The sequence below is a fragment of the Bacillus sp. FJAT-22090 genome (assembly GCF_007676755.1).
In the GTDB taxonomy this organism is placed as follows: Bacteria; Bacillota; Bacilli; order Bacillales_A; family Planococcaceae; genus Psychrobacillus.
The window spans coordinates 1-18,553 of the sequence record NZ_VEBK01000028.1; the positions used below are offsets into that span (position 1 = coordinate 1).

The window sequence follows — 18,553 nt, forward strand, 5'->3', positions numbered from 1 at the left end:
AGTTGGTAGAGCATCTGACTTTTAATCAGAGGGTCGTAGGTTCGAATCCTACATGGCTCATCACTTTTATGTGAATTATGTATGCGGGTGTGGCGGAACTGGCAGACGCACTAGACTTAGGATCTAGCGCCGCAAGGCGTGGGGGTTCGACTCCCTTCACCCGCACCATTTAATTTAAAATATAAGCGGAAGTAGTTCAGTGGTAGAACACCACCTTGCCAAGGTGGGGGTCGCGAGTTCGAACCTCGTCTTCCGCTCCATAGATTCACTAAAGTGCCGGGGTGGCGGAACTGGCAGACGCACAGGACTTAAAATCCTGCGGTAGGTGACTACCGTACCGGTTCGATTCCGGTCCTCGGCACCACTTTTAAGAAAAAAATAAGCGCCCGTAGCTCAATTGGATAGAGCGTCTGACTACGGATCAGAAGGTTGTGGGTTCGACTCCTGCCGGGCGCGCCATATATGACGGGAAGTAGCTCAGCTTGGTAGAGCACTTGGTTTGGGACCAAGGGGTCGCAGGTTCGAATCCTGTCTTCCCGACCAGTATTAAATTATTTGGGGCCTTAGCTCAGCTGGGAGAGCGCCTGCCTTGCACGCAGGAGGTCAGCGGTTCGATCCCGCTAGGCTCCACCAAACTAAATTTTAAATATCTTGGCGGCGTAGCTCAGCTGGCTAGAGCATTCGGTTCATACCCGAAAGGTCGTGGGTTCGACTCCCTCTGCCGCCATCTTAAGGACCTTTAGCTCAGTTGGTTAGAGCAGACGGCTCATAACCGTCCGGTCGCAGGTTCGAGTCCTGCAAGGTCCACCAACAATCTTATGGAGGAATACCCAAGTCTGGCTGAAGGGATCGGTCTTGAAAACCGACAGGCGGGTCATACCGCGCGGGGGTTCGAATCCCTCTTCCTCCTCCATTTTTAAAATTTTTAATAAGTATATTATTATCGCGGGTGGAGCAAATCGCTTCACGAAGAAAGCGATTAACACCGATGCAAACGTAGTCGAAGCAGGTGTCCTATTTTCTCAGAGCGTAGCGTCATCGTTTTTGTAAGTATATTATTATCGCGGGGTGGAGCAGTTCGGTAGCTCGTCGGGCTCATAACCCGAAGGTCACAGGTTCAAATCCTGTCCCCGCAACCAAATGGTCCCGTGGTGTAGCGGTTAACATGCCTGCCTGTCACGCAGGAGATCGCCGGTTCGATCCCGGTCGGGACCGCCATTCATTTAAACTAGTTTGAGATTTAGGACAAGTAAGCCAGTAAAAAATGAAGAGGCTCAGTAGCTCAGTCGGTAGAGCAAAGGACTGAAAATCCTTGTGTCGGCGGTTCGATTCCGTCCTGAGCCACCATAGTAATGCGGGTGTAGTTTAGTGGTAAAACCTCAGCCTTCCAAGCTGATGATGAGAGTTCGATTCTCTTCACCCGCTCCAAATAATGGGCCTATAGCTCAGCTGGTTAGAGCGCACGCCTGATAAGCGTGAGGTCGATGGTTCGAGTCCATTTAGGCCCACCATTATTCCGAAGTAGCTCAGTGGTAGAGCAATCGGCTGTTAACCGATCGGTCGTAGGTTCGAGTCCTACCTTCGGAGCCATACATATGGGGAAGTACTCAAGTGGCTGAAGAGGCGCCCCTGCTAAGGGTGTAGGTCGGGCAACCGGCGCGAGGGTTCAAATCCCTCCTTCTCCGCCATATGTTTGGCCCCTTGGTCAAGCGGTTAAGACACCGCCCTTTCACGGCGGTAACACGGGTTCGAATCCCGTAGGGGTCATATTAAAAAGCATGTTTCCAAATTGGAAACATGCTTTTTTTAATGGATAAGAAAGATTATAAAAATGTGCGATGAACTTAGGGGGTTCTGTTACTTGTAAGAGTGAGTAAAACTACTGATTTTTGTTTCAGCTGGACCCTATGTTAAGTAGCGTAATTATAAAGAAATATTTAGTGTTTACCAACAAAAAAGCGAACTAGCGAACATAATTTTATCTTCGGCCGCTTCTTCTAAGGGTAAGAAAGTGTCGCTTCTCTTCTTCCATGGTGGAGTACTAAACTCGTTCCTAAAGTTGTAAAAGCCGGTGGACAGACAATCACTATAAAGTTACAGAGAAAAGAAATTAGTTATAATAGAGCATAAGTTTCCCGAAGAACTTCTAAAACAATAGATACAGGCTTGATCTTTCTAATGCGGGAGCTTTACGAACTCATTGAAATACATGTGGACGACTTAAATTCCTCATAAGAAGTTAAATAAAACGGCAGAAGAAAAATGATAAGTTTTTCTTCTGCCGTTTTAATTTAACACTATATACATATCAATTTCATTTACAAATAGTACCCAATGAGTAAACCTAATCCCAATAGGAAAACGAAAATTGTATTCGTCAAGGCAGTATCTTTCATGCCAGGTGCTACTTCTAGATGGCTTTCCTTTTCTTTAAATAGTTTAATAGCATGCAGTGGTTTTTTTATGCTTAGTAATACTAATAATGCCCAAGGAGTAACAATCTGCAGAATGACTAACCCAATAATCCAGATATATGAAATGACAAAGAATAAAGCAAGGATAGTAACTGCATTTTTTCTTCCGACAAGTATTGCCATAGTCTTCCTGCCGCCTTCTTTGTCCTCTACAAGATCTCGAATATTATTCGAAAGCATAATGGCTGCAACTAGTAAGGCACTTGGTATGGACAATAGTATTGCAAAATTAGGTACAGAATCTACTTGAATAAAAGTAGAAATAAGTACAATTAGCATTCCCATCACCACGCCACTAAATAATTCTCCGAACGGGGTATAGGCAATAGGATAGGGACCTCCTGTATACAAATAACCGATCAGCATACTTACTGCACCGACGATTAATAATAACCAAGAAGATTTATAGCAAATATAGAGTCCAAGTAATGCCGCAATTCCATATAGGAGTAGTGCTAATTGCATAACTGTTTTTGGTTTGACCCCATTACGAACAATCGCCCCGCCGATGCCTACTGATTCCTCAGTATCAAGCCCACGCGCGAAATCATAATACTCGTTGAACATATTAGTAGCTGCTTGGATTAAAAGACAAGCAATTAACATAGCTAAAAATAAGAGCCAGTTAATATTAGTGTAGTAAAGCGCAATCATCGTTCCTAAAAAAACAGGAGCAAATGAAGCAGTTAATGTATGTGGTCTTGTTAATTTCCACCAAACACGCCAGCCTTTTTCGGCTTGAAGTTCATGTGACATAAAAGTTTTCTCTCCTTTTCAACAATCCATTATCAATATTAGCATATATTCGCTTCTAAATGTGTGCTGAAAAGCGCAGAAAGTTGTATGATTAAGGGTAGAGTATTTTATATATCAAATAACTGACATCATGTTATTCATCAAGATTTTATACGGAGGTAATTTTAATGCCGAAAACCACCGGTCAAAAGAAAACAACATTACGGTTTTACACAGAAACAATAGAGGTTTCTCGATTATCTGCCCATGCCTTTTTTGAAGCAGGAGAAGAAAAATACAAAGGAAAACGATTTTTCTGGCAGAACAAAGAAAAAACACTCACATTAGTTGGCTTGGGTCACGCCCATACGATAACAAATAATTTAGAAGAGGATCGCTATGGAGACGTTGCTGCAAAATGGAAAGAATTACGAGAAGCATCTTTGAAAGAGCAGGTGGATGTATCTCCGATTCTTTTTGGCGGATTTGCATTTGATCCTAAAAACAAAATTTCATCTGAGTGGGATAGCTTTCCTTCAGCATTTTTTGTAGTGGCTACGTTTCAGCTAGTAATTCGTCACGACCAAGCATTTGTAAGCATTCATTATATTACAGATGAGGAAGAGAGTTCGAAGACATTTGAACATTTACGGGTGGAAAGAGACGCACTTGTCCATACTGCACAAGTGAAGGAATTACATGTACATGAGAAGCCTGCTTTAGTGGAAAGAGAAGACAGATTGAAAGAGCAATACTTATTTGCTGTGGAAGATGTCACAAAGCGGATACGCGAAGATGAAGTGAATAAAGTAGTGATTGCCCGTTCTCTGAAACTAACTTTTAATGAAGCATTTTCTCCAGCTACTGCAATTTATCATGCATCGATGGAACAGCCGGAAAGTTATCTATTTGGCTTAGAGAATGAAGAAAAAATGTTTTTTGGAGCGACACCGGAACGATTGGTGAAAGTAGAAAATGGTAATGCCCAGTCTGCTGGACTTGCAGGTTCAGTTAGACGCGGTCACAATTCAGTGGAAGATAAAGCGTTGGGAGACTCGTTACTTGCTGATCCGAAAAACTTGGGTGAGCATAAATACGTTGTTGAAATGATTCGTAAAGTTTTCACACAGTACTGTAAAGATCTAAAGATACCTTCTAGCCCAAAGTTAATGAAAATAAGGGATATTCAACATTTATTTACGCCAATTGAAGGGCAGTTGAAAAAGGATTCCTCGTTGTTTGAACTTGTTCAAGCATTACATCCAACACCTGCTTTAGGTGGGGAGCCGCGTCAGGATGCAATAAAAATTATACGTGAATCGGAGCAAATGAATCGAGGATATTATGCAGCTCCGATCGGCTGGATAAACACAGAGGGGGATGGAGAGTTTGCCGTTGGTATCCGTTCCGCTTTAGTAGAAAATGAACATGCTTATTTATATGCAGGTGGAGGAATTGTTGCGGAATCGTCTTCGATAGAAGAATTTGAGGAAACACGTGTAAAATTCCGTCCTATGCTTCGAACACTTGGAGGAAATATGAATGACTAATATCGAGTATTTAACATCCTATGTAAATCGATTCGTGGAGTCGATTAAACAAGCTGGAATTCGACATATTGTTATGTGTCCAGGTTCTAGATCGACGCCTCTTGCTTATGCCTTTGCAAAAAGTGAGGGCTTTGCATTTTATCGCCAGATCGATGAACGTTCCGCTGGATTTTTTGCTTTAGGAATTGCAAAAGCGAAAAAAGAGCCTGTTGTATTGCTTTGTACTTCTGGCACAGCAGCGGCAAACTTCTTTCCAGCAATCGTAGAAGCTTTTTATGCACGTGTCCCTTTATTAGTTGTGACGGCGGATCGTCCCCATGAATTGCGAGAAGTGGGAGCACCCCAAGCGATCGATCAAATCCATCTTTTTGGAAAGCATGTAAAATGGACGGTGGATTTTCCAATACCAGAGGATAATTTCGAAAGCTTAGCATTTATGGAGCGTCATATTCATCGTGCAGTTTCTACATCTAAGACATTGCCTATGGGACCCGTGCATATAAATATGCCTTTTCGGGAGCCGCTTTTATTGAATATGGAACAGTCTTTACCAATCACTGAAGTACAAGTATCAGAAGTGGGACAACTAGTGCCTAGTGCGCAGTTTGTTGAGTGGTATAAGGACATACTCAGTCATGAGGAAAAAGGTATTTTTATTGTTGGTGATTCTATTCATTCTATAGATGGCTTTTGGAATTTTGCAAGGACCGTTAAGTGGCCGATTTTAGTCGATCCGCTTTCTAACTTAAGAGCATCGGTTCCTGAAGATTGCTTGGATTTATGTATAGATCAATATGATGCTATTTTGAAAAATGAACTATTCCAGCAAATTGCCGTACCGAATGTCGTAATCCGTTTTGGAGCACAGCCTGTTTCCAAACCGCTCACATTATTTTTAAAAGCACATAAACCAAACGTTTATATAGCAGTAGATGAAAGTCCTATCTTCCGGGATTCCCTGCATATGGTGACTCATCATGTTCAAGTTGGAGCCGCTTCTTTGTGGACGCCTATCAAAGACAAAGAAATTTCTAGCTATACAAGCGATTGGTCGAGAGCGAACGAGATTGCAACCAAACATATACGGACGTATATGGAGACGGAGGAAGATGAAGGGGCACTTGCGGGTACATTATTTCAAGCTTTACCTAACGGAGCTGATTTATTTGCGAGCAGTAGTATGCCTATTCGCGATGTAGACACATTTTTCAATAAAACAAGAAAAGATGTGCATATATATGCCAACAGAGGGACGAATGGAATTGATGGTGTTGTATCAACCGCATTAGGTGTACAAGCTGCAACCAATCGACCAGGCTATTTACTTATCGGTGATCTAGCCTTTTTACATGATGTAAATGGTCTAATCGTAAGCAGATTTCAAAAAACGAATATAACGATCGTTATTATGAATAATGATGGGGGCGGAATTTTCTCTTATTTGCCACAATCAACAGAAACCAATTATTTTGAGCATTTATTTGGAACACCAACAGGCTTGAAATTTTCCCATATTGCCGCTATGTACGATGCACAATATGATGCTGTAAATACAAAAGAAGCATTTCAACAAGTATTGTTGCAGCCTAAGACCAAGGATATCCGTATTATAGAAGTGTTTACAAATCGACAAGTAAATACAGAAACGCATCGAAAATTGTGGGCAAATATTTCTAAGGAGTTAGACGGCACTTGGAAAGTTTAATAATGACGATCCGATCATTAGATATCCATATAAAAAGGTATCATATCGGGGCTCCTAGAAAAGTTGTATTGTTGCACGGGTTTACTGGCTCTAGTGATACTTGGGAAGAGGTAATCAGACATTTACCTTCTGAGGTGGAAGTGTTGACAATTGATTTAATTGGTCACGGTCAAACTGCTAAACCTAGTGATGCTAAACGTTACTTTGTTGAAGAGCAAATAGAAGACCTTCATGAGTTATTCCAGCAATTAGAATGGTCGAATTTTACACTCGTCGGTTATTCAATGGGCGGCCGATTAGCGCTGGCATATGCAGCGAAATATCCAGTAGATACATTAGTTTTAGAGAGCAGTTCTCCAGGGCTTGAAAATGAAAAGGAACGTAAGAATAGGAAGCTGTCGGATGAATTGCTAGCAGAGCGAATAATAAAGGAAGGGATTCTTTCTTTCGTAAACTTTTGGGAAGATATTCCTTTGTTCGTTTCCCAAAAAAGATTGTCAGCAGAAAAACAGTTGGCAATCCGAGAGGAAAGGCTTATGCAGTCAGAAATAGGGCTTGCCAATAGCTTAAAGGGATTTAGCACAGGCGTACAGCCTTCTTATTGGAAATCACTTACCAAGCTGTCAGTCCCGGTTTATTTACTTGCAGGAGAGCTAGATCTCAAGTTTTGTGAAATTGCAAGACAGATGGATCATGAGTTGCCTAATTCCTTTAGGAAGGTCGTAAAAGATGTGGGACATGCAATTCATGTGGAAAATCCGAAAATGTTTGCTACAATATTAAAGAAGGTTATTTTAGAGGAGGAATAATAATGACTCGTGAATGGACAACGCTACATACATATGAAGATATTAAGTATGAGTATTACAATGGGATTGCCAAAGTAACGATTAACCGTCCAGAGGTTCGAAATGCTTTTCGTCCTAAAACGGTAATGGAAATGATTGATGCATTTTCACGCGCACGTGATGACAAAAATGTTGGAGTGATCATCTTAACAGGTGAAGGCGAGCATGCTTTTTGTTCGGGCGGAGACCAAAAAGTACGCGGTCATGGTGGTTATGTAGGAGATGATGAAATTCCTCGTTTAAACGTCCTCGATTTACAACGTTTAATCCGAGTTATTCCGAAACCAGTTGTAGCAATGGTAGCAGGATATGCAATCGGTGGTGGTCATGTATTACATGTAGTTTGTGACTTAACAATTGCTGCAGATAATGCACGGTTTGGACAAACTGGACCAAGAGTTGGTTCGTTTGATGCGGGTTATGGATCAGGTTATCTTGCACGTATTATCGGTCATAAAAAGGCACGTGAAATTTGGTATTTATGTCGTCAATACGATGCTCAGCAAGCACTTGATATGGGATTAGTAAATACAGTTGTTCCTTATGCTCAATTAGAGGATGAGACGGTACAATGGTGCGAAGAAATGTTAGAAATGAGTCCAACTGCACTTCGTTTCTTAAAAGCAGCGATGAATGCGGATACAGACGGTTTAGCAGGTCTTCAACAAATGGCTGGAGATGCAACACTTTTATACTATACAACGGACGAAGCAAAAGAAGGTCGCGACGCATTTAAAGAAAAACGTAAGCCTGATTTTGGTCAATTCCCACGTTTTCCATGATTTTTATACTAGTGAAGCTGTCCTTTCCTTGGGACAGCTTCTTTTTAAAAGGAGATGCCTGATTTCATGTATCCTAATTTATTATTAAAACGTGCAAGTCTTACTCCAGATCGTATTGCTTTGCGATATAACGATGTGGAATGGACATTTGCACAACTATCAACAAAAGCAATCCAATTTGCCGAGAAGCTTTATACAAAAGGCATAGAACCAGGCAAGAGGATAGCCATATTAGCTTCTTCTAACTCCCAATTAGTATTCGTTCTGCATGGATGTATGCAGTTAGGCTGTGAGCTTGTTATGCTAAATGAAAGACTGACGGAGAAAGAGCTAAACTATCAGTTAGCGGACAGCGCAGCAGATTATTTGTTAGTAGATGATCACGCAAAAAGGGATTTGCCTTTTGCTCATAAATGGTCCTTCGATGATATTGAACGTGCTGAACGAACTGCTTTTGAGGTTGAAAAAGAGTGGGTGAAAGAGCGAACTATCACTATTATGTATACTTCTGGTACAACAGGAAATCCAAAAGGTGTGCGACAATCGCTTGAAAATCATGTGATGAATGCAATGGGGTCAGCTTTAAACCTAGGTGTACAGCCAAATGATTGCTGGTTATGTACTATGCCGTTGTTTCATATAAGCGGCTTTTCTATTTTGATGCGTTCTGTTTTATATGGTATGACCGTCAATCTGCACAGTAAGTTTGATGCTTTAACATCTATTGAAGAAATATTATCAGGTACTGTAACCCGTATGTCGGTTGTAGCGGTGACGTTAGAAAGAATTTTAACTGAATTGGAAGCAAAAGATTTATTATTTCCAGATACGTTTCAATCCATGCTAGTTGGTGGAGGACCGGTGCCATTAAATTATTTAGAACGAGCGATCGAACGAAATATACCTGTCCTCCAAACATATGGCATGACAGAAACTGCTTCTCAAACAACCACATTACCTGGTGAGGATGCAATTCGTAAATTAGGATCTGCAGGCAAGCCTCTTTTCTTTGCGGAAGTGCGTATTGAGGGGAAAGAAGAAGTGGGAGAAATTTGTATTAAGGGACCTCATGTGACAAGAGGTTATGTGGGAGCAGCGGAGTCTAAGAACCCATTAATAGATGGTTGGCTACATACGGGAGATATCGGATATATAGACACAGAAGGCTATCTATTTGTTGTTGATCGCCGTTCGGATTTAATAATATCGGGTGGGGAAAATATTTACCCAGCAGAGATAGAACAAGCTCTGGTCAAGCATCCTGCAGTAAAAGAAGCAGGTGTTGTCGGAAAAGAGGATGACAAATGGGGACAAGTTCCAGTTGCGTTCCTAGTATTAAAAGGGGAAGTATCCGAAGTGGAACTGAAAGAATTTATGAAAAGTCTGGTTGCACCTTACAAACAACCAGTTTCCTATTACTTTGTTGACCAGCTTCCTAGAAATGCATCAAATAAATTATTGCGGAGAAAGCTATCCGAAAGTCTTATAAAAAATACGTAAAAAATACCCCTTTTATTTTAGTAAAAGGGGCATTTTATTTATTATTGTAATACTGTTCTGATTGTGTCTAAATTTCTATACATAAGGGTAAAATATGTTTCATTATTTTCCACATTCTCTTTAGAAAGTACACCTAAATTATGCAACACTAAACTTTCAGCACCTAATTCTTTTTGAACAACTTTCGTCAATTTGGAAGAAACATTTTGTTCGAATAAAATATACTGTATGTTTTTCTCTTTTGCTAAATCAATAATCGTAGTCAATTCTTTTTGTGAAGGTTCATCCTGTGAATTTAGTCCAGCAACCGCAATTTGTTCTAACCCATAGGTATTTGCGATATATCCAAATGCTGCATGAGAAACGAAAAATGTTTTGTTTGGTGCATTCTGGGCCATTTCAGCAAAGTCCGCATCCAATTTTTGTAACTCCGTAATTAATTCTTCGTAATTTTTTTCGAATTTTTCCTTTTGATCGGGAGCAGTTTCTACAAGAGAGTCTTTAATAGACAAAGCAAGACTTTGGCTAATCTTAGGCGAAATCCATACATGTGGATCTATTCCACCATGATCATGGCCTTCATGACCTTCTTCGTGGCTATGGTCTTCGCTTTCATGGTCGTGTTCATCCTCAGCGTTTTCATGACTATTTTCTTCTCCTTCATGCTCGTGATCGTGTGAACTAGCCATTAATTGATCATCAGAAACTGCATCGATTGTCGCAATCATTTTTACTTGTTCATTTGCTAATGTTTTCTTTGCATTTTCAACAAATCCTTCTAATCCTAAACCTATGTAGAAAAATAAATCTGCGTCTGCCAAAGCGATCATGTCTTTTTGAGTAGGTTCAAATGTATGCTCATTTGCACCTGCTGGATAAATAGAATGCACATTTACCGCGTCTCCACCAATTCTTTCTGCAAAATATTGTAACGGGTAAACAGTAGTGTAAATATTAATTTTTCCTTCTTTAGAAACAGATGACTCCTCCTTATTTTTATTGCCACAAGCAGCGGTGAATAATGCAAGCATAAGTACTAAAACTAATAAAGCAATCTTTCTCAAAATACCCATCTCCTAAATAGTAATGATTACGTTTTAAAAAGTGATAACTTTTACATCTTACAAGACAAATAAAAAAAAAGCAAGAAAAAAAAGCCTTTGAATTATTTTTTCTTCAAAGGCCACTCTTCTGGAACGGGATCAATGCCACCTTCATGAAATGGATGGCATTTAGATATTCTTCTAATAGTTAAATATCCACCTTTTAATGCACCATGTTTTTGTACCGCTTCAACCCCATAATGAGAACATGTAGGATAAAAACGACAGCTTGGTGGAGAAAGGGGCGAAATGAATTTCTGATAAAAGCGGAAGATTCCAATGATAACTTGTTTCATAATTTCTCCAAGTTCTTTGGCTTAGGATCCACCACTGATGATTGATCATTTCTAGCCAATTTATATAAAAAAGTAAATCCAAAAATACTTAAAAGGATAGCTGCACCTAAAATCCAGAATACCATTTCCATTCACTCCAAAAAATTTGTATTTAAGTTTATTGTAAGTAATTAAGAGGTATATTAAAAGAGAAAGCAACTATTATTTAAGGGAGAGTGTCGATATTATGTCAGCAGCATTGAATAAGGAGTTAAACAAGCAAGTAGCAAATTGGTCGGTATTATATACAAAACTACATAATTTTCATTGGTATGTGAAGGGACCTTCCTTTTTTACCTTACACGCTAAATTTGAGGAATTATACAATGAGGCAACATTGAATATGGATGAAATCGCCGAGCGCCTATTAACTTTAGGAGCATCACCTGTAGCAACTCTAAAAGAACATCTCGAGCTATCAGATATTAAAGAAGCAAAGAATGAAGAAACAGCCAATGAAATGGTAGAAGATGTTGTAAAAGACTTTGATAAAGTGATGAAGTCTTTAAAAAAAGGAATGGAAGAAGCTGCAAAGGATGGTGACGACATGACAGAGGACATGTTAAATGCCATTTATCAAAAAACAGAAAAACATCAATGGATGCTTGGTGCATTTTTAGGTGAAACAAATTAAACAACGCTATGGAAATTTCCTACCTTATGGCCGATATTAAGTATGTATGAAGGAGGGATTTCTATGGATATAAATTCCATTATGTCTTCACAGCTAAGTCAACTTCAACAAACAGTCCAAATGAGTGTTTTACAAAATGCGATGAATATGGACACAGTTGCAGCAGTAAAATTATTAGAAGATATGCCCCAAACAGCTGCTCCACATCCTTATAAAGGATCAGTAGTAGATATTCAAGCATAATAAGTAAAAAAACATGTGCCATTTAATTGGTGCATGTTTTTTGTTTTTACTACCATACTAAATGAAAAGGATGTGTGTAAATGACGTTATACAAAGCTTATGTGTCAATTCAGAACCAACATGTGTATTATTATCCAGATGAGTCTCCATGGGAGTTTGAAGTAGTGGCAGAACGAAATATAATTCCTATATTTCAAAAGCTTTTTGATCAGGTGAAGATGGTGGAAAGCAGCAATTTTCTAAGAGCTCAAAAACCAATAGAGCTATATCATCATGATAGGGAAAACGACCAGTATGATAGAAGATTGAAAAAGATTTATGCATTAATCCATGAATTTAGTAACGAAGAGTCAAGAAATTTTATAGAACAGTTACCATATTTTAACCCAAGAAGGAGTGAGGCAATTGGGCAAAACCATTAAACGAAAAGGTAATGAAAATCCTGCAACCTACCGTAATGTAAGTTCGTTATTAAATCAATCTCCCCAACTGAAGGCTAAACAGAATATTGCACAAAATAGAGAAGAAGGAAATGAACATTATAAGCGGGATGAAACGAAAGATTAATCCAGTTGAAGACTTAGCGTGATTGCTAAGTCTTTTTTCATACATATATGCTAACATGGATAATAAACAAACAAATGGGGAAGATGTATGTTCAAACAAATTTTGCTGCTTTTTGCACCAACAATTTTAATATTCATAGGGCTTTCGATAATGCAAAATGTTCTCATTACCTTTTTCTTATTTTATGGATGGTTATTGTTTGTTCCGATTATCATAACTTTTTGGAAAAAGACAAATCGATACCAAATACGACTGCCTATATCCAAGACATCCATTATTATTGGAATTATAAGTGGACTAATTTGTTTGGCAGCAATTTATGGCTTTGTTGTCATTTTTCAATCCTCTGTATTGGATATACCCCAGTTACAGCGACTATTAGAGAAATGGGATTTTAGTGGAACGAAAGTAATCCTACTTGTGTTAGTGCTAGTGCTGATTAATCCTATATTAGAAGAGCTTTATTGGAGAGAATTCATGTATAGAAGGCTATTTCTAAAAGTAGGAAATGTTTTAGCGGTGATGATTACGGCTATATTTTATAGTATGTATCATCTAATTGTTGTTATCGCTATTTTCAGCTTTCCTTTTAATGTGCTCGCAGTAATTCCTGTTTTTTTAGCAGGTATTATGTGGGGAATCTTTCGAATTAAATTAGGATCAATCACTGCTCCTATTATTAGTCATTGCCTAGCTGATATTGGTATTATGCTTGTGTACTGGCACATAATTCTTTAGATTTTACATATAAGAGACTACTTATAGAACAAAAAGTGAGGAATAACAGATGATTTCTTTCCAAGATTTAAATGGAATTCGAGTAGAACTTTCCTTTGAAAGAGGAGCATTTCCAATACGAGCGATGCATGTATTGATACTAGCGAAGCATGAAAATAAATGGTTACTCACTAAGCATCCAAAGCGAGGTTTGGAGTTTCCAGGTGGGAAAGTAGAAGATAACGAAACGATAGAAGAAGCGGCCATTCGGGAAACATTAGAAGAGACAAATGTAGAGATACATCATGTAGAGTGGTTTGCTGAATATATGGTGTTGGATATAGAGCCTTTTAGTAAAGTCGTCTTTGTAGCAAAAGTCCGTGAGATAAATGAAAACAAAGTGAATTATGAGACGGAAGGCGCAGTTTGGCTGACCACCGAGGAATTAGTAAACAGTGAAAATTTAAGTTTTCACATGAAAGATGCTGGTATGCAAGCGATTATAGGAAAGGCGGATGTATATGAAGGAAAATGGAACAATTGAAAGGATACGTGACTATCCTTCTCCTAATCCACATGTCTTTCTAGCTGAAATTACGTATTGGTCCTGTGGATTACGAGTGAAAGGAATGCTTGCTACGCCGAAAAAAGAGGCAACTTATGAAGGGATATTGTATTTACGGGGTGGTATGCAAAGCATTGGTATGGTTAGGCCCGCTCGTATTGCACAAATCGCCTCGGAAGGCTTTACAGTGTTTGCTCCGTATTATCGAGGAAATCGTGGAGGAGAAGGTAGAGATGAATTTGCAGGGGAGGATCGTTGGGACGCTATTTATGCATTAGAGGTGTTGAAACGTTTTTGTATCCCAACTCGAATTCATTTATTTGCCTTTTCACGCGGAGGGATTATGGCACTTTGGACGGCTGTTCTACGAAGTGATATAACATCGCTTGTAACATGGGCGGGTGTTTCTGATATTTATTTGACGTACGAAGAACGTACGGATATGAGAAGGATGATGAAACGTGTTATCGGAGGTACACCGACGAATCATGCAGAGGCATATGAGGAAAGAAATGTCCTACCCAAGATTTCCGAAATACAAGCATCTACGCTCATTATTCATGGAAAGAAGGACCAAAATGTTTCCTTTGAGCATGCTGTAATGTTAGAAAAAGAACTTTTGGGGAATAATAAAATAGTAGAAACATGGTATTATCCAGAATTTACGCACTACTTTCCGAGCAAAGTGAATCGTCAAGTAGTGAAGGATGCATGCAGATGGATGAAAAAGCAGAGAGGGGTATAAAATTGGGAAGTGCTGTAGTCACTATTGAAGCAATGAGCACCGATAGCAAGTCGTCCTTTGCAACGGATACTAGTTATTGGACGGAATTATGGGATACTTATACGCGAGATTTCCCTGAAGTGATTATCCATTGTTGGGCAGAAGAACAAGAAGCAATAGAGGAGTTAAGTAAACGTGCGGTTAGTGTAATGAATGAAGGACTAGTTAAAGTCATCACGGTAAACCTAAGTGAGGAAAATAGGAACTTTTTCCGAAATCACTCCATTGATCCAAGAGGTGGTTTAAAATGGTTTACGATGTTTTTTAATTTAAATGGGGATGAACGATTAGAAATTGGTCATTATGGATCCGAGATTATTTTCGATGATGTAGACGAAGAAGATGCCACAAAGTTTATCTCTTTATTTCCAGCATCCTCTAACATCCATTTTAGTGAGGATGAAGAAGATTAAAAAAAGTTAGCACAAATGAATGTGCTAACTTTTTATATATTACGATAAAGGTCCACCTTTTAACGAAATTTCTTCCGAAACTGAACCAAATTTATTGAAGTTTTCACGGAAAGCTAGTGCAAGTTCTGCTGCTTTCATGTCATATGCTTCTTTGTCTGCCCATGCATTACGTGGAATTAATACTTCAGTTGGAACACCTTCCACCTGAGTAGGAATCTGAAGACCAAATACTGAATCAGTTGTCGTTTCCACGTCAGTTAGTTTTCCATCAATTGCAGCGCGTACCATTGTACGTGTGTAAGAAAGCTTCATACGGCTACCAACGCCATATTCGCCACCAGTCCAACCAGTGTTAACTAGGAATACTTGTGCATTATGCTCATCGATTTTCTTTCCAAGCATTTCAGCATATACAGTCGCGTGTAATGGTAAGAACGGTGAACCGAAGCATGTAGAAAATGCTGGTTGTGGAGAAGTGATTCCACGCTCTGTTCCTGCCAGCTTAGATGTAAAGCCGCTTAAGAAGTGATACATTGCTTGTTCTTTTGTTAGTTTACTGATTGGAGGCAGTACGCCGAATGCATCAGCAGTTAAGAAAATAATTGTATTTGGATGACCTGCTACAGAAGGGTCTACAATATTATCGATGTTTTGAATTTGATAGGCAGCGCGCGTATTTTCAGTTAATGAATTGTCTGCATAGTTCGCTACTCTTGTTTGTGCATCCACTACTACGTTTTCTAAAACGGTACCGAATGTGATTGCGTCAAAAATTTGTGGTTCGTTTTCACGCGTTAAATCGATACATTTAGCGTAGCAGCCACCCTCGATATTAAATACGCCATTATCTGACCAGCCATGCTCGTCATCTCCGATTAGTTTACGTCCTGCATCCGCAGAAAGCGTAGTTTTTCCTGTACCAGAAAGACCGAAGAATAACGCAACATCCCCATCTTCTCCAACGTTTGCAGAACAATGCATTGGTAAAATGTTTTGTTCTGGCAACAAATAGTTCATAATAGAGAATATCGATTTTTTCATCTCACCAGCATATTCAGTTCCACCGATTAACACGATGCGTTTTTCCATGGAGACGATAATGAATGTTTCTGTTTTCGTTCCATCAACAGCTGGATCTGCTTTAAAATTAGGCGCACTTACAATCGTAAAATTCGATTGGTGGCTTTCCAGCTCTTCTTCTGTAGGGCGGATGAATAATTGGTGAGCGAACAAGTTATGCCATGCATACTCATTTATCACTTGAATGCCAAGGCGGGATTCTTTGTCTGCTCCAGCAAACCCTTTAAACACAAATAGTTCGTCTTGTTCTTTTAAATAGTCTGTTACTTTTTTATATAATGCTTCAAAAATTTCAGAAGATATAGGTTGGTTAACTGAGCCCCAATCGATTTTGTCTTGAGAAATAGGTTCTTCAACAATATACTTATCTTGTGGGGAACGGCCTGTGTATTTACCTGTTTCTGCTTTTACTGCTCCAGTAGAGGTTAAGACAGCTTCTCCTCTAGATGTTGCTTTTTCCACAAGTTGCGGCACTGACAATTGGACGCTAACATTGTTTCCAGCTAGCAATTCGTTCAGTTCACTCACAGTATCGATTGAATTCATTTTGTATTTACCATCCTTTTTTCGTTTTTCCCTTTATAAAATGTAAAGGAAGTTTTCATTGATATGTGAAATAGTATAACACATTTAACTCAATAGTCTACACTAATGAATTGATTATTTTTTCATTTTATAAAAACGTTAACAAAATTTATATTGACTTTTGTATATGATTTCCGTATGATGAAAAATTGAACGGATACTCTTATCCCGAGCTGGTGGAGGGGTCAGGCCCTATGAAACCCGGCAACCTGTAATTGTTTTACTTTTACAAAGGTGCCCAACCTGAGACAAGGTGCGATTCCTTGATTGATAAGAGTGAAAGGTGCTTATGATATTAATACCTTTCCTCATGTAATTTACGTGAGTGAAAGGTTTTTTTATTTTACATTGCCCTTTATCCTTGTGTGCCAAGTCCGAAACGGCTTCAAGTTTAATCTACAATGGCTTGACATGGGAATGAGTACCGTATCAATTCTTGAGAGAAATCTCGCAGGATATAGGAGGAATATTCTATGACACAACGCCGATTATTTACATCGGAATCAGTTACAGAAGGGCATCCGGATAAAATTTGTGACCAAATTTCAGATGCTATTTTAGATGCTATTTTAACAGAAGATCCAAATGCTCGTGTAGCTTGTGAAACAACGGTTACAACTGGCCTTGTTTTAGTTGCAGGAGAAATTACAACATCTACTTATGTAGATATCCCAAAAGTTGTACGTTCTACTATACAAGAAATTGGTTACACTCGTGCAAAATACGGATTTGACTCGGAAACTTCTGCAGTATTGACTGCAATTGACGAGCAATCTGTTGATATCGCAATGGGTGTTGACCAAGCATTAGAAGCTCGTGAAGGTTCTATGACCGATTCGGATATCGAAGCAATTGGAGCAGGAGACCAAGGACTTATGTTTGGTTATGCTTGTAACGAAACACCTGAGCTTATGCCACTTCCAATTAGTTTAGCGCACAAACTATCACGCCGTTTGGCTGAAGTGCGTAAAGATGAAACGTTAGATTACTTACGCCCGGACGGTAAAACACAAGTAACAGTGGAATATGATGAGAATAATAATCCAGTTCGTATCGATACAATTGTTATTTCTACTCAACATCATCCAGAAGTTACGTTAGAACAAATTCAAAAAGATCTTAAAGAGGTAGTGATCAACCCGATTGTTCCTGCTGAATTGATCGATGAACATACAAAATACTTTATCAATCCAACAGGCCGTTTTGTAATTGGTGGACCTCAAGGGGACGCTGGTTTAACAGGTCGTAAAATTATCGTGGATACGTATGGCGGATACGCTCGTCATGGTGGCGGAGCATTCTCTGGTAAGGATCCAACAAAAGTGGACCGTTCTGCTGCATACGCTGCTCGTTATGTTGCTAAAAACATTGTTGCTGCTGGAATCGCAGATCGTTGCGAAGTTCAATTAGCATACGCAATTGGTGTGGCACAACCAGTGTCGATTGCAGTGGATACATTTGGAACTGGAAAAGTAGAAGAAGCACAATTAGTAGCACATATTCGTGAACTTTTTGACCTTCGTCCAGCAGGAATTATTAAAATGCTAGACCTACGTCGTCCAATTTACAAACCAACTGCTGCTTATGGCCACTTCGGACGCACAGACATTGACGCTCCATGGGAAAAAACAGACAAAGCAGATGCTTTAAAAGAAAAAGCTGGTCTTTAATAAGAAAAGCTTCAAAAGAATCGGAGGGTACGGTAAGACATCCTCTATTAAAAAAGCGATACTTTCCTAAAGAAGATTTAGGGAAGTATCGCTTTTTTGATCGTTTTTCTTATGACACTTGTTTATTATCCGTTTTATTCCATTACCAAAAAAAGAGGGCCTACTATTTTATGTTTCGATTCGCTTTGTAGGGAAAGTGAGTCTTAGTGCAGTGCGTTTGACTAGCGACCGCTATGATTTTCTCAGCAGTCGGACGCTTTCCG

The 18,553-nt window shown here is 39.3% G+C and carries 19 protein-coding genes, 17 tRNA genes and 1 riboswitch; of the genes, 31 read left to right on the forward strand and 5 right to left on the reverse strand.

The features are described 5' to 3' along the window. Positions 1-83 precede the first annotated feature (83 nt). From FS486_RS19525 to FS486_RS19605, 17 genes are all read left to right on the forward strand, one after another. Positions 84-168, forward strand: a tRNA-Leu gene (locus tag FS486_RS19525). 17 nt (positions 169-185) lie between these two features. Next, positions 186-260: transfer RNA gene (locus FS486_RS19530), tRNA-Gly, on the forward strand. 15 nt (positions 261-275) lie between these two features. Then, positions 276-364, forward strand: a tRNA-Leu gene (locus tag FS486_RS19535). Between the two features lie 18 nt (positions 365-382). Further along, positions 383-459 (forward strand) — tRNA-Arg (locus FS486_RS19540). Positions 460-466: 7 nt separating this feature from the next. Further along, positions 467-543 (forward strand) — tRNA-Pro (locus FS486_RS19545). A gap of 14 nt (positions 544-557) precedes the next feature. After that, positions 558-633: transfer RNA gene (locus FS486_RS19550), tRNA-Ala, on the forward strand. 20 nt (positions 634-653) lie between these two features. Next, positions 654-727, forward strand: a tRNA-Met gene (locus tag FS486_RS19555). 6 nt (positions 728-733) lie between these two features. Next, positions 734-810 (forward strand) — tRNA-Ile (locus FS486_RS19560). A gap of 10 nt (positions 811-820) precedes the next feature. Beyond that, positions 821-913, forward strand: a tRNA-Ser gene (locus FS486_RS19565). Positions 914-1,062: 149 nt separating this feature from the next. Continuing rightward, a tRNA-Met gene (locus tag FS486_RS19570) sits at positions 1,063-1,139 on the forward strand. 3 nt (positions 1,140-1,142) lie between these two features. Next, a tRNA-Asp gene (locus tag FS486_RS19575) sits at positions 1,143-1,218 on the forward strand. Positions 1,219-1,271: 53 nt separating this feature from the next. Then, positions 1,272-1,347, forward strand: a tRNA-Phe gene (locus tag FS486_RS19580). Positions 1,348-1,354: 7 nt separating this feature from the next. Further along, positions 1,355-1,428: transfer RNA gene (locus FS486_RS19585), tRNA-Gly, on the forward strand. A gap of 6 nt (positions 1,429-1,434) precedes the next feature. Then, a tRNA-Ile gene (locus tag FS486_RS19590) sits at positions 1,435-1,511 on the forward strand. 4 nt (positions 1,512-1,515) lie between these two features. Further along, a tRNA-Asn gene (locus tag FS486_RS19595) sits at positions 1,516-1,590 on the forward strand. 7 nt (positions 1,591-1,597) lie between these two features. Continuing rightward, a tRNA-Ser gene (locus FS486_RS19600) sits at positions 1,598-1,688 on the forward strand. Positions 1,689-1,695: 7 nt separating this feature from the next. Next, a tRNA-Glu gene (locus tag FS486_RS19605) sits at positions 1,696-1,767 on the forward strand. A gap of 551 nt (positions 1,768-2,318) precedes the next feature. On the opposite strand, the gene FS486_RS19610 is transcribed toward FS486_RS19605, so the two are convergent. After that, positions 2,319-3,230, reverse strand: a complete 912-nt coding sequence (locus tag FS486_RS19610; RefSeq protein ID WP_144513988.1) for a 1,4-dihydroxy-2-naphthoate polyprenyltransferase — start codon at positions 3,228-3,230, stop codon at positions 2,319-2,321. Positions 3,231-3,397: 167 nt separating this feature from the next. Here FS486_RS19610 and FS486_RS19615 point away from each other — a divergent pair, with 167 nt between their 5' ends. The 5 genes from FS486_RS19615 (at position 3,398) to FS486_RS19635 (ending at position 9,594) form a co-directional block, all read left to right on the forward strand. Then, on the forward strand, positions 3,398-4,759 hold the full coding sequence (locus tag FS486_RS19615; RefSeq protein ID WP_144513989.1) for an isochorismate synthase: 1,362 nt from the start codon (positions 3,398-3,400) through the stop codon (positions 4,757-4,759). Next, a complete protein-coding gene (gene menD / locus FS486_RS19620; RefSeq protein ID WP_144513990.1) occupies positions 4,752-6,464 on the forward strand; it encodes a 2-succinyl-5-enolpyruvyl-6-hydroxy-3-cyclohexene-1-carboxylic-acid synthase in 1,713 nt (570 codons plus the stop codon). Before FS486_RS19615 ends, menD begins: the two co-directional genes overlap by 8 nt. Beyond that, the gene (menH, locus tag FS486_RS19625; RefSeq protein WP_260858176.1) at positions 6,452-7,273 is read left to right on the forward strand and encodes a 2-succinyl-6-hydroxy-2,4-cyclohexadiene-1-carboxylate synthase; all 822 of its coding nucleotides are present in this window, start codon (positions 6,452-6,454) and stop codon (positions 7,271-7,273) included. The genes menD and menH overlap by 13 nt, the downstream gene beginning before the upstream one ends. A gap of 2 nt (positions 7,274-7,275) precedes the next feature. Next, on the forward strand, positions 7,276-8,094 hold the full coding sequence (gene menB / locus FS486_RS19630) for a 1,4-dihydroxy-2-naphthoyl-CoA synthase (RefSeq protein ID WP_144513991.1): 819 nt from the start codon (positions 7,276-7,278) through the stop codon (positions 8,092-8,094). Between the two features lie 66 nt (positions 8,095-8,160). Further along, positions 8,161-9,594, forward strand: coding sequence for an o-succinylbenzoate--CoA ligase (locus FS486_RS19635; RefSeq protein WP_144513992.1), 1,434 nt, complete (start codon positions 8,161-8,163; stop codon positions 9,592-9,594). Positions 9,595-9,635: 41 nt separating this feature from the next. Here FS486_RS19635 and FS486_RS19640 read toward each other — a convergent pair whose 3' ends face one another. From FS486_RS19640 to FS486_RS20540, 3 genes are all read right to left on the reverse strand, one after another. Next, positions 9,636-10,658, reverse strand: a complete 1,023-nt coding sequence (locus FS486_RS19640; RefSeq protein ID WP_186321532.1) for a metal ABC transporter solute-binding protein, Zn/Mn family — start codon at positions 10,656-10,658, stop codon at positions 9,636-9,638. Between the two features lie 101 nt (positions 10,659-10,759). Next, positions 10,760-10,993, reverse strand: coding sequence for a membrane protein insertion efficiency factor YidD (gene yidD, locus FS486_RS19645; RefSeq protein WP_144513994.1), 234 nt, complete (start codon positions 10,991-10,993; stop codon positions 10,760-10,762). Next, on the reverse strand, positions 10,990-11,118 hold the full coding sequence (locus tag FS486_RS20540; protein WP_260858177.1) for a hypothetical protein: 129 nt from the start codon (positions 11,116-11,118) through the stop codon (positions 10,990-10,992). Before FS486_RS20540 ends, yidD begins: the two co-directional genes overlap by 4 nt. Before the next feature lie 101 nt (positions 11,119-11,219). Here FS486_RS20540 and FS486_RS19650 point away from each other — a divergent pair, with 101 nt between their 5' ends. The 8 genes from FS486_RS19650 to FS486_RS19680 all read left to right on the forward strand — a co-directional run bounded on the left by FS486_RS19650 (position 11,220) and on the right by FS486_RS19680 (position 14,955). Further along, the gene (locus tag FS486_RS19650; RefSeq protein ID WP_144513995.1) at positions 11,220-11,666 is read left to right on the forward strand and encodes a Dps family protein; all 447 of its coding nucleotides are present in this window, start codon (positions 11,220-11,222) and stop codon (positions 11,664-11,666) included. A 63-nt stretch (positions 11,667-11,729) separates the two neighbouring features. Further along, positions 11,730-11,909 carry a putative motility protein gene (locus tag FS486_RS19655; protein ID WP_144513996.1) on the forward strand — a complete coding sequence of 60 codons (180 nt, stop codon included), beginning with the start codon at positions 11,730-11,732 and terminating at the stop codon, positions 11,907-11,909. A gap of 80 nt (positions 11,910-11,989) precedes the next feature. Next, positions 11,990-12,331 (forward strand): transposase, encoded by a 342-nt coding sequence (locus tag FS486_RS19660; protein ID WP_144513997.1) that lies wholly within the window; start codon positions 11,990-11,992, stop codon positions 12,329-12,331. Next, positions 12,315-12,476: a hypothetical protein gene (locus FS486_RS20260; RefSeq protein ID WP_186321533.1), complete on the forward strand. Its 162-nt coding sequence runs from the start codon at positions 12,315-12,317 to the stop codon at positions 12,474-12,476. The genes FS486_RS19660 and FS486_RS20260 overlap by 17 nt, the downstream gene beginning before the upstream one ends. An 87-nt stretch (positions 12,477-12,563) precedes the next feature. Beyond that, complete coding sequence (locus FS486_RS19665) at positions 12,564-13,214, forward strand: CPBP family intramembrane glutamic endopeptidase (protein WP_144513998.1); 651 nt, start codon at positions 12,564-12,566, stop codon at positions 13,212-13,214. A gap of 49 nt (positions 13,215-13,263) precedes the next feature. Then, entirely contained in the window at positions 13,264-13,737 is a 474-nt protein-coding gene (locus FS486_RS19670; protein ID WP_144513999.1) for an NUDIX domain-containing protein, read from the forward strand. Then, complete coding sequence (locus tag FS486_RS19675; protein ID WP_144514000.1) at positions 13,715-14,503, forward strand: alpha/beta hydrolase family protein; 789 nt, start codon at positions 13,715-13,717, stop codon at positions 14,501-14,503. Before FS486_RS19670 ends, FS486_RS19675 begins: the two co-directional genes overlap by 23 nt. Beyond that, the gene (locus FS486_RS19680; RefSeq protein ID WP_144514001.1) at positions 14,476-14,955 is read left to right on the forward strand and encodes a hypothetical protein; all 480 of its coding nucleotides are present in this window, start codon (positions 14,476-14,478) and stop codon (positions 14,953-14,955) included. Before FS486_RS19675 ends, FS486_RS19680 begins: the two co-directional genes overlap by 28 nt. Before the next feature lie 39 nt (positions 14,956-14,994). Here the strand turns inward: FS486_RS19680 and pckA are convergent, their stop codons facing one another. Further along, positions 14,995-16,581 carry a phosphoenolpyruvate carboxykinase (ATP) gene (gene pckA, locus FS486_RS19685; protein WP_144514002.1) on the reverse strand — a complete coding sequence of 529 codons (1,587 nt, stop codon included), beginning with the start codon at positions 16,579-16,581 and terminating at the stop codon, positions 14,995-14,997. 199 nt (positions 16,582-16,780) lie between these two features. Continuing rightward, positions 16,781-16,897: riboswitch (SAM riboswitch) on the forward strand. 196 nt (positions 16,898-17,093) lie between these two features. Between pckA and metK the strand changes: the two genes are divergently transcribed. Then, on the forward strand, positions 17,094-18,290 hold the full coding sequence (gene metK, locus FS486_RS19690) for a methionine adenosyltransferase (protein ID WP_144514003.1): 1,197 nt from the start codon (positions 17,094-17,096) through the stop codon (positions 18,288-18,290). Positions 18,291-18,553 lie beyond the last annotated feature (263 nt).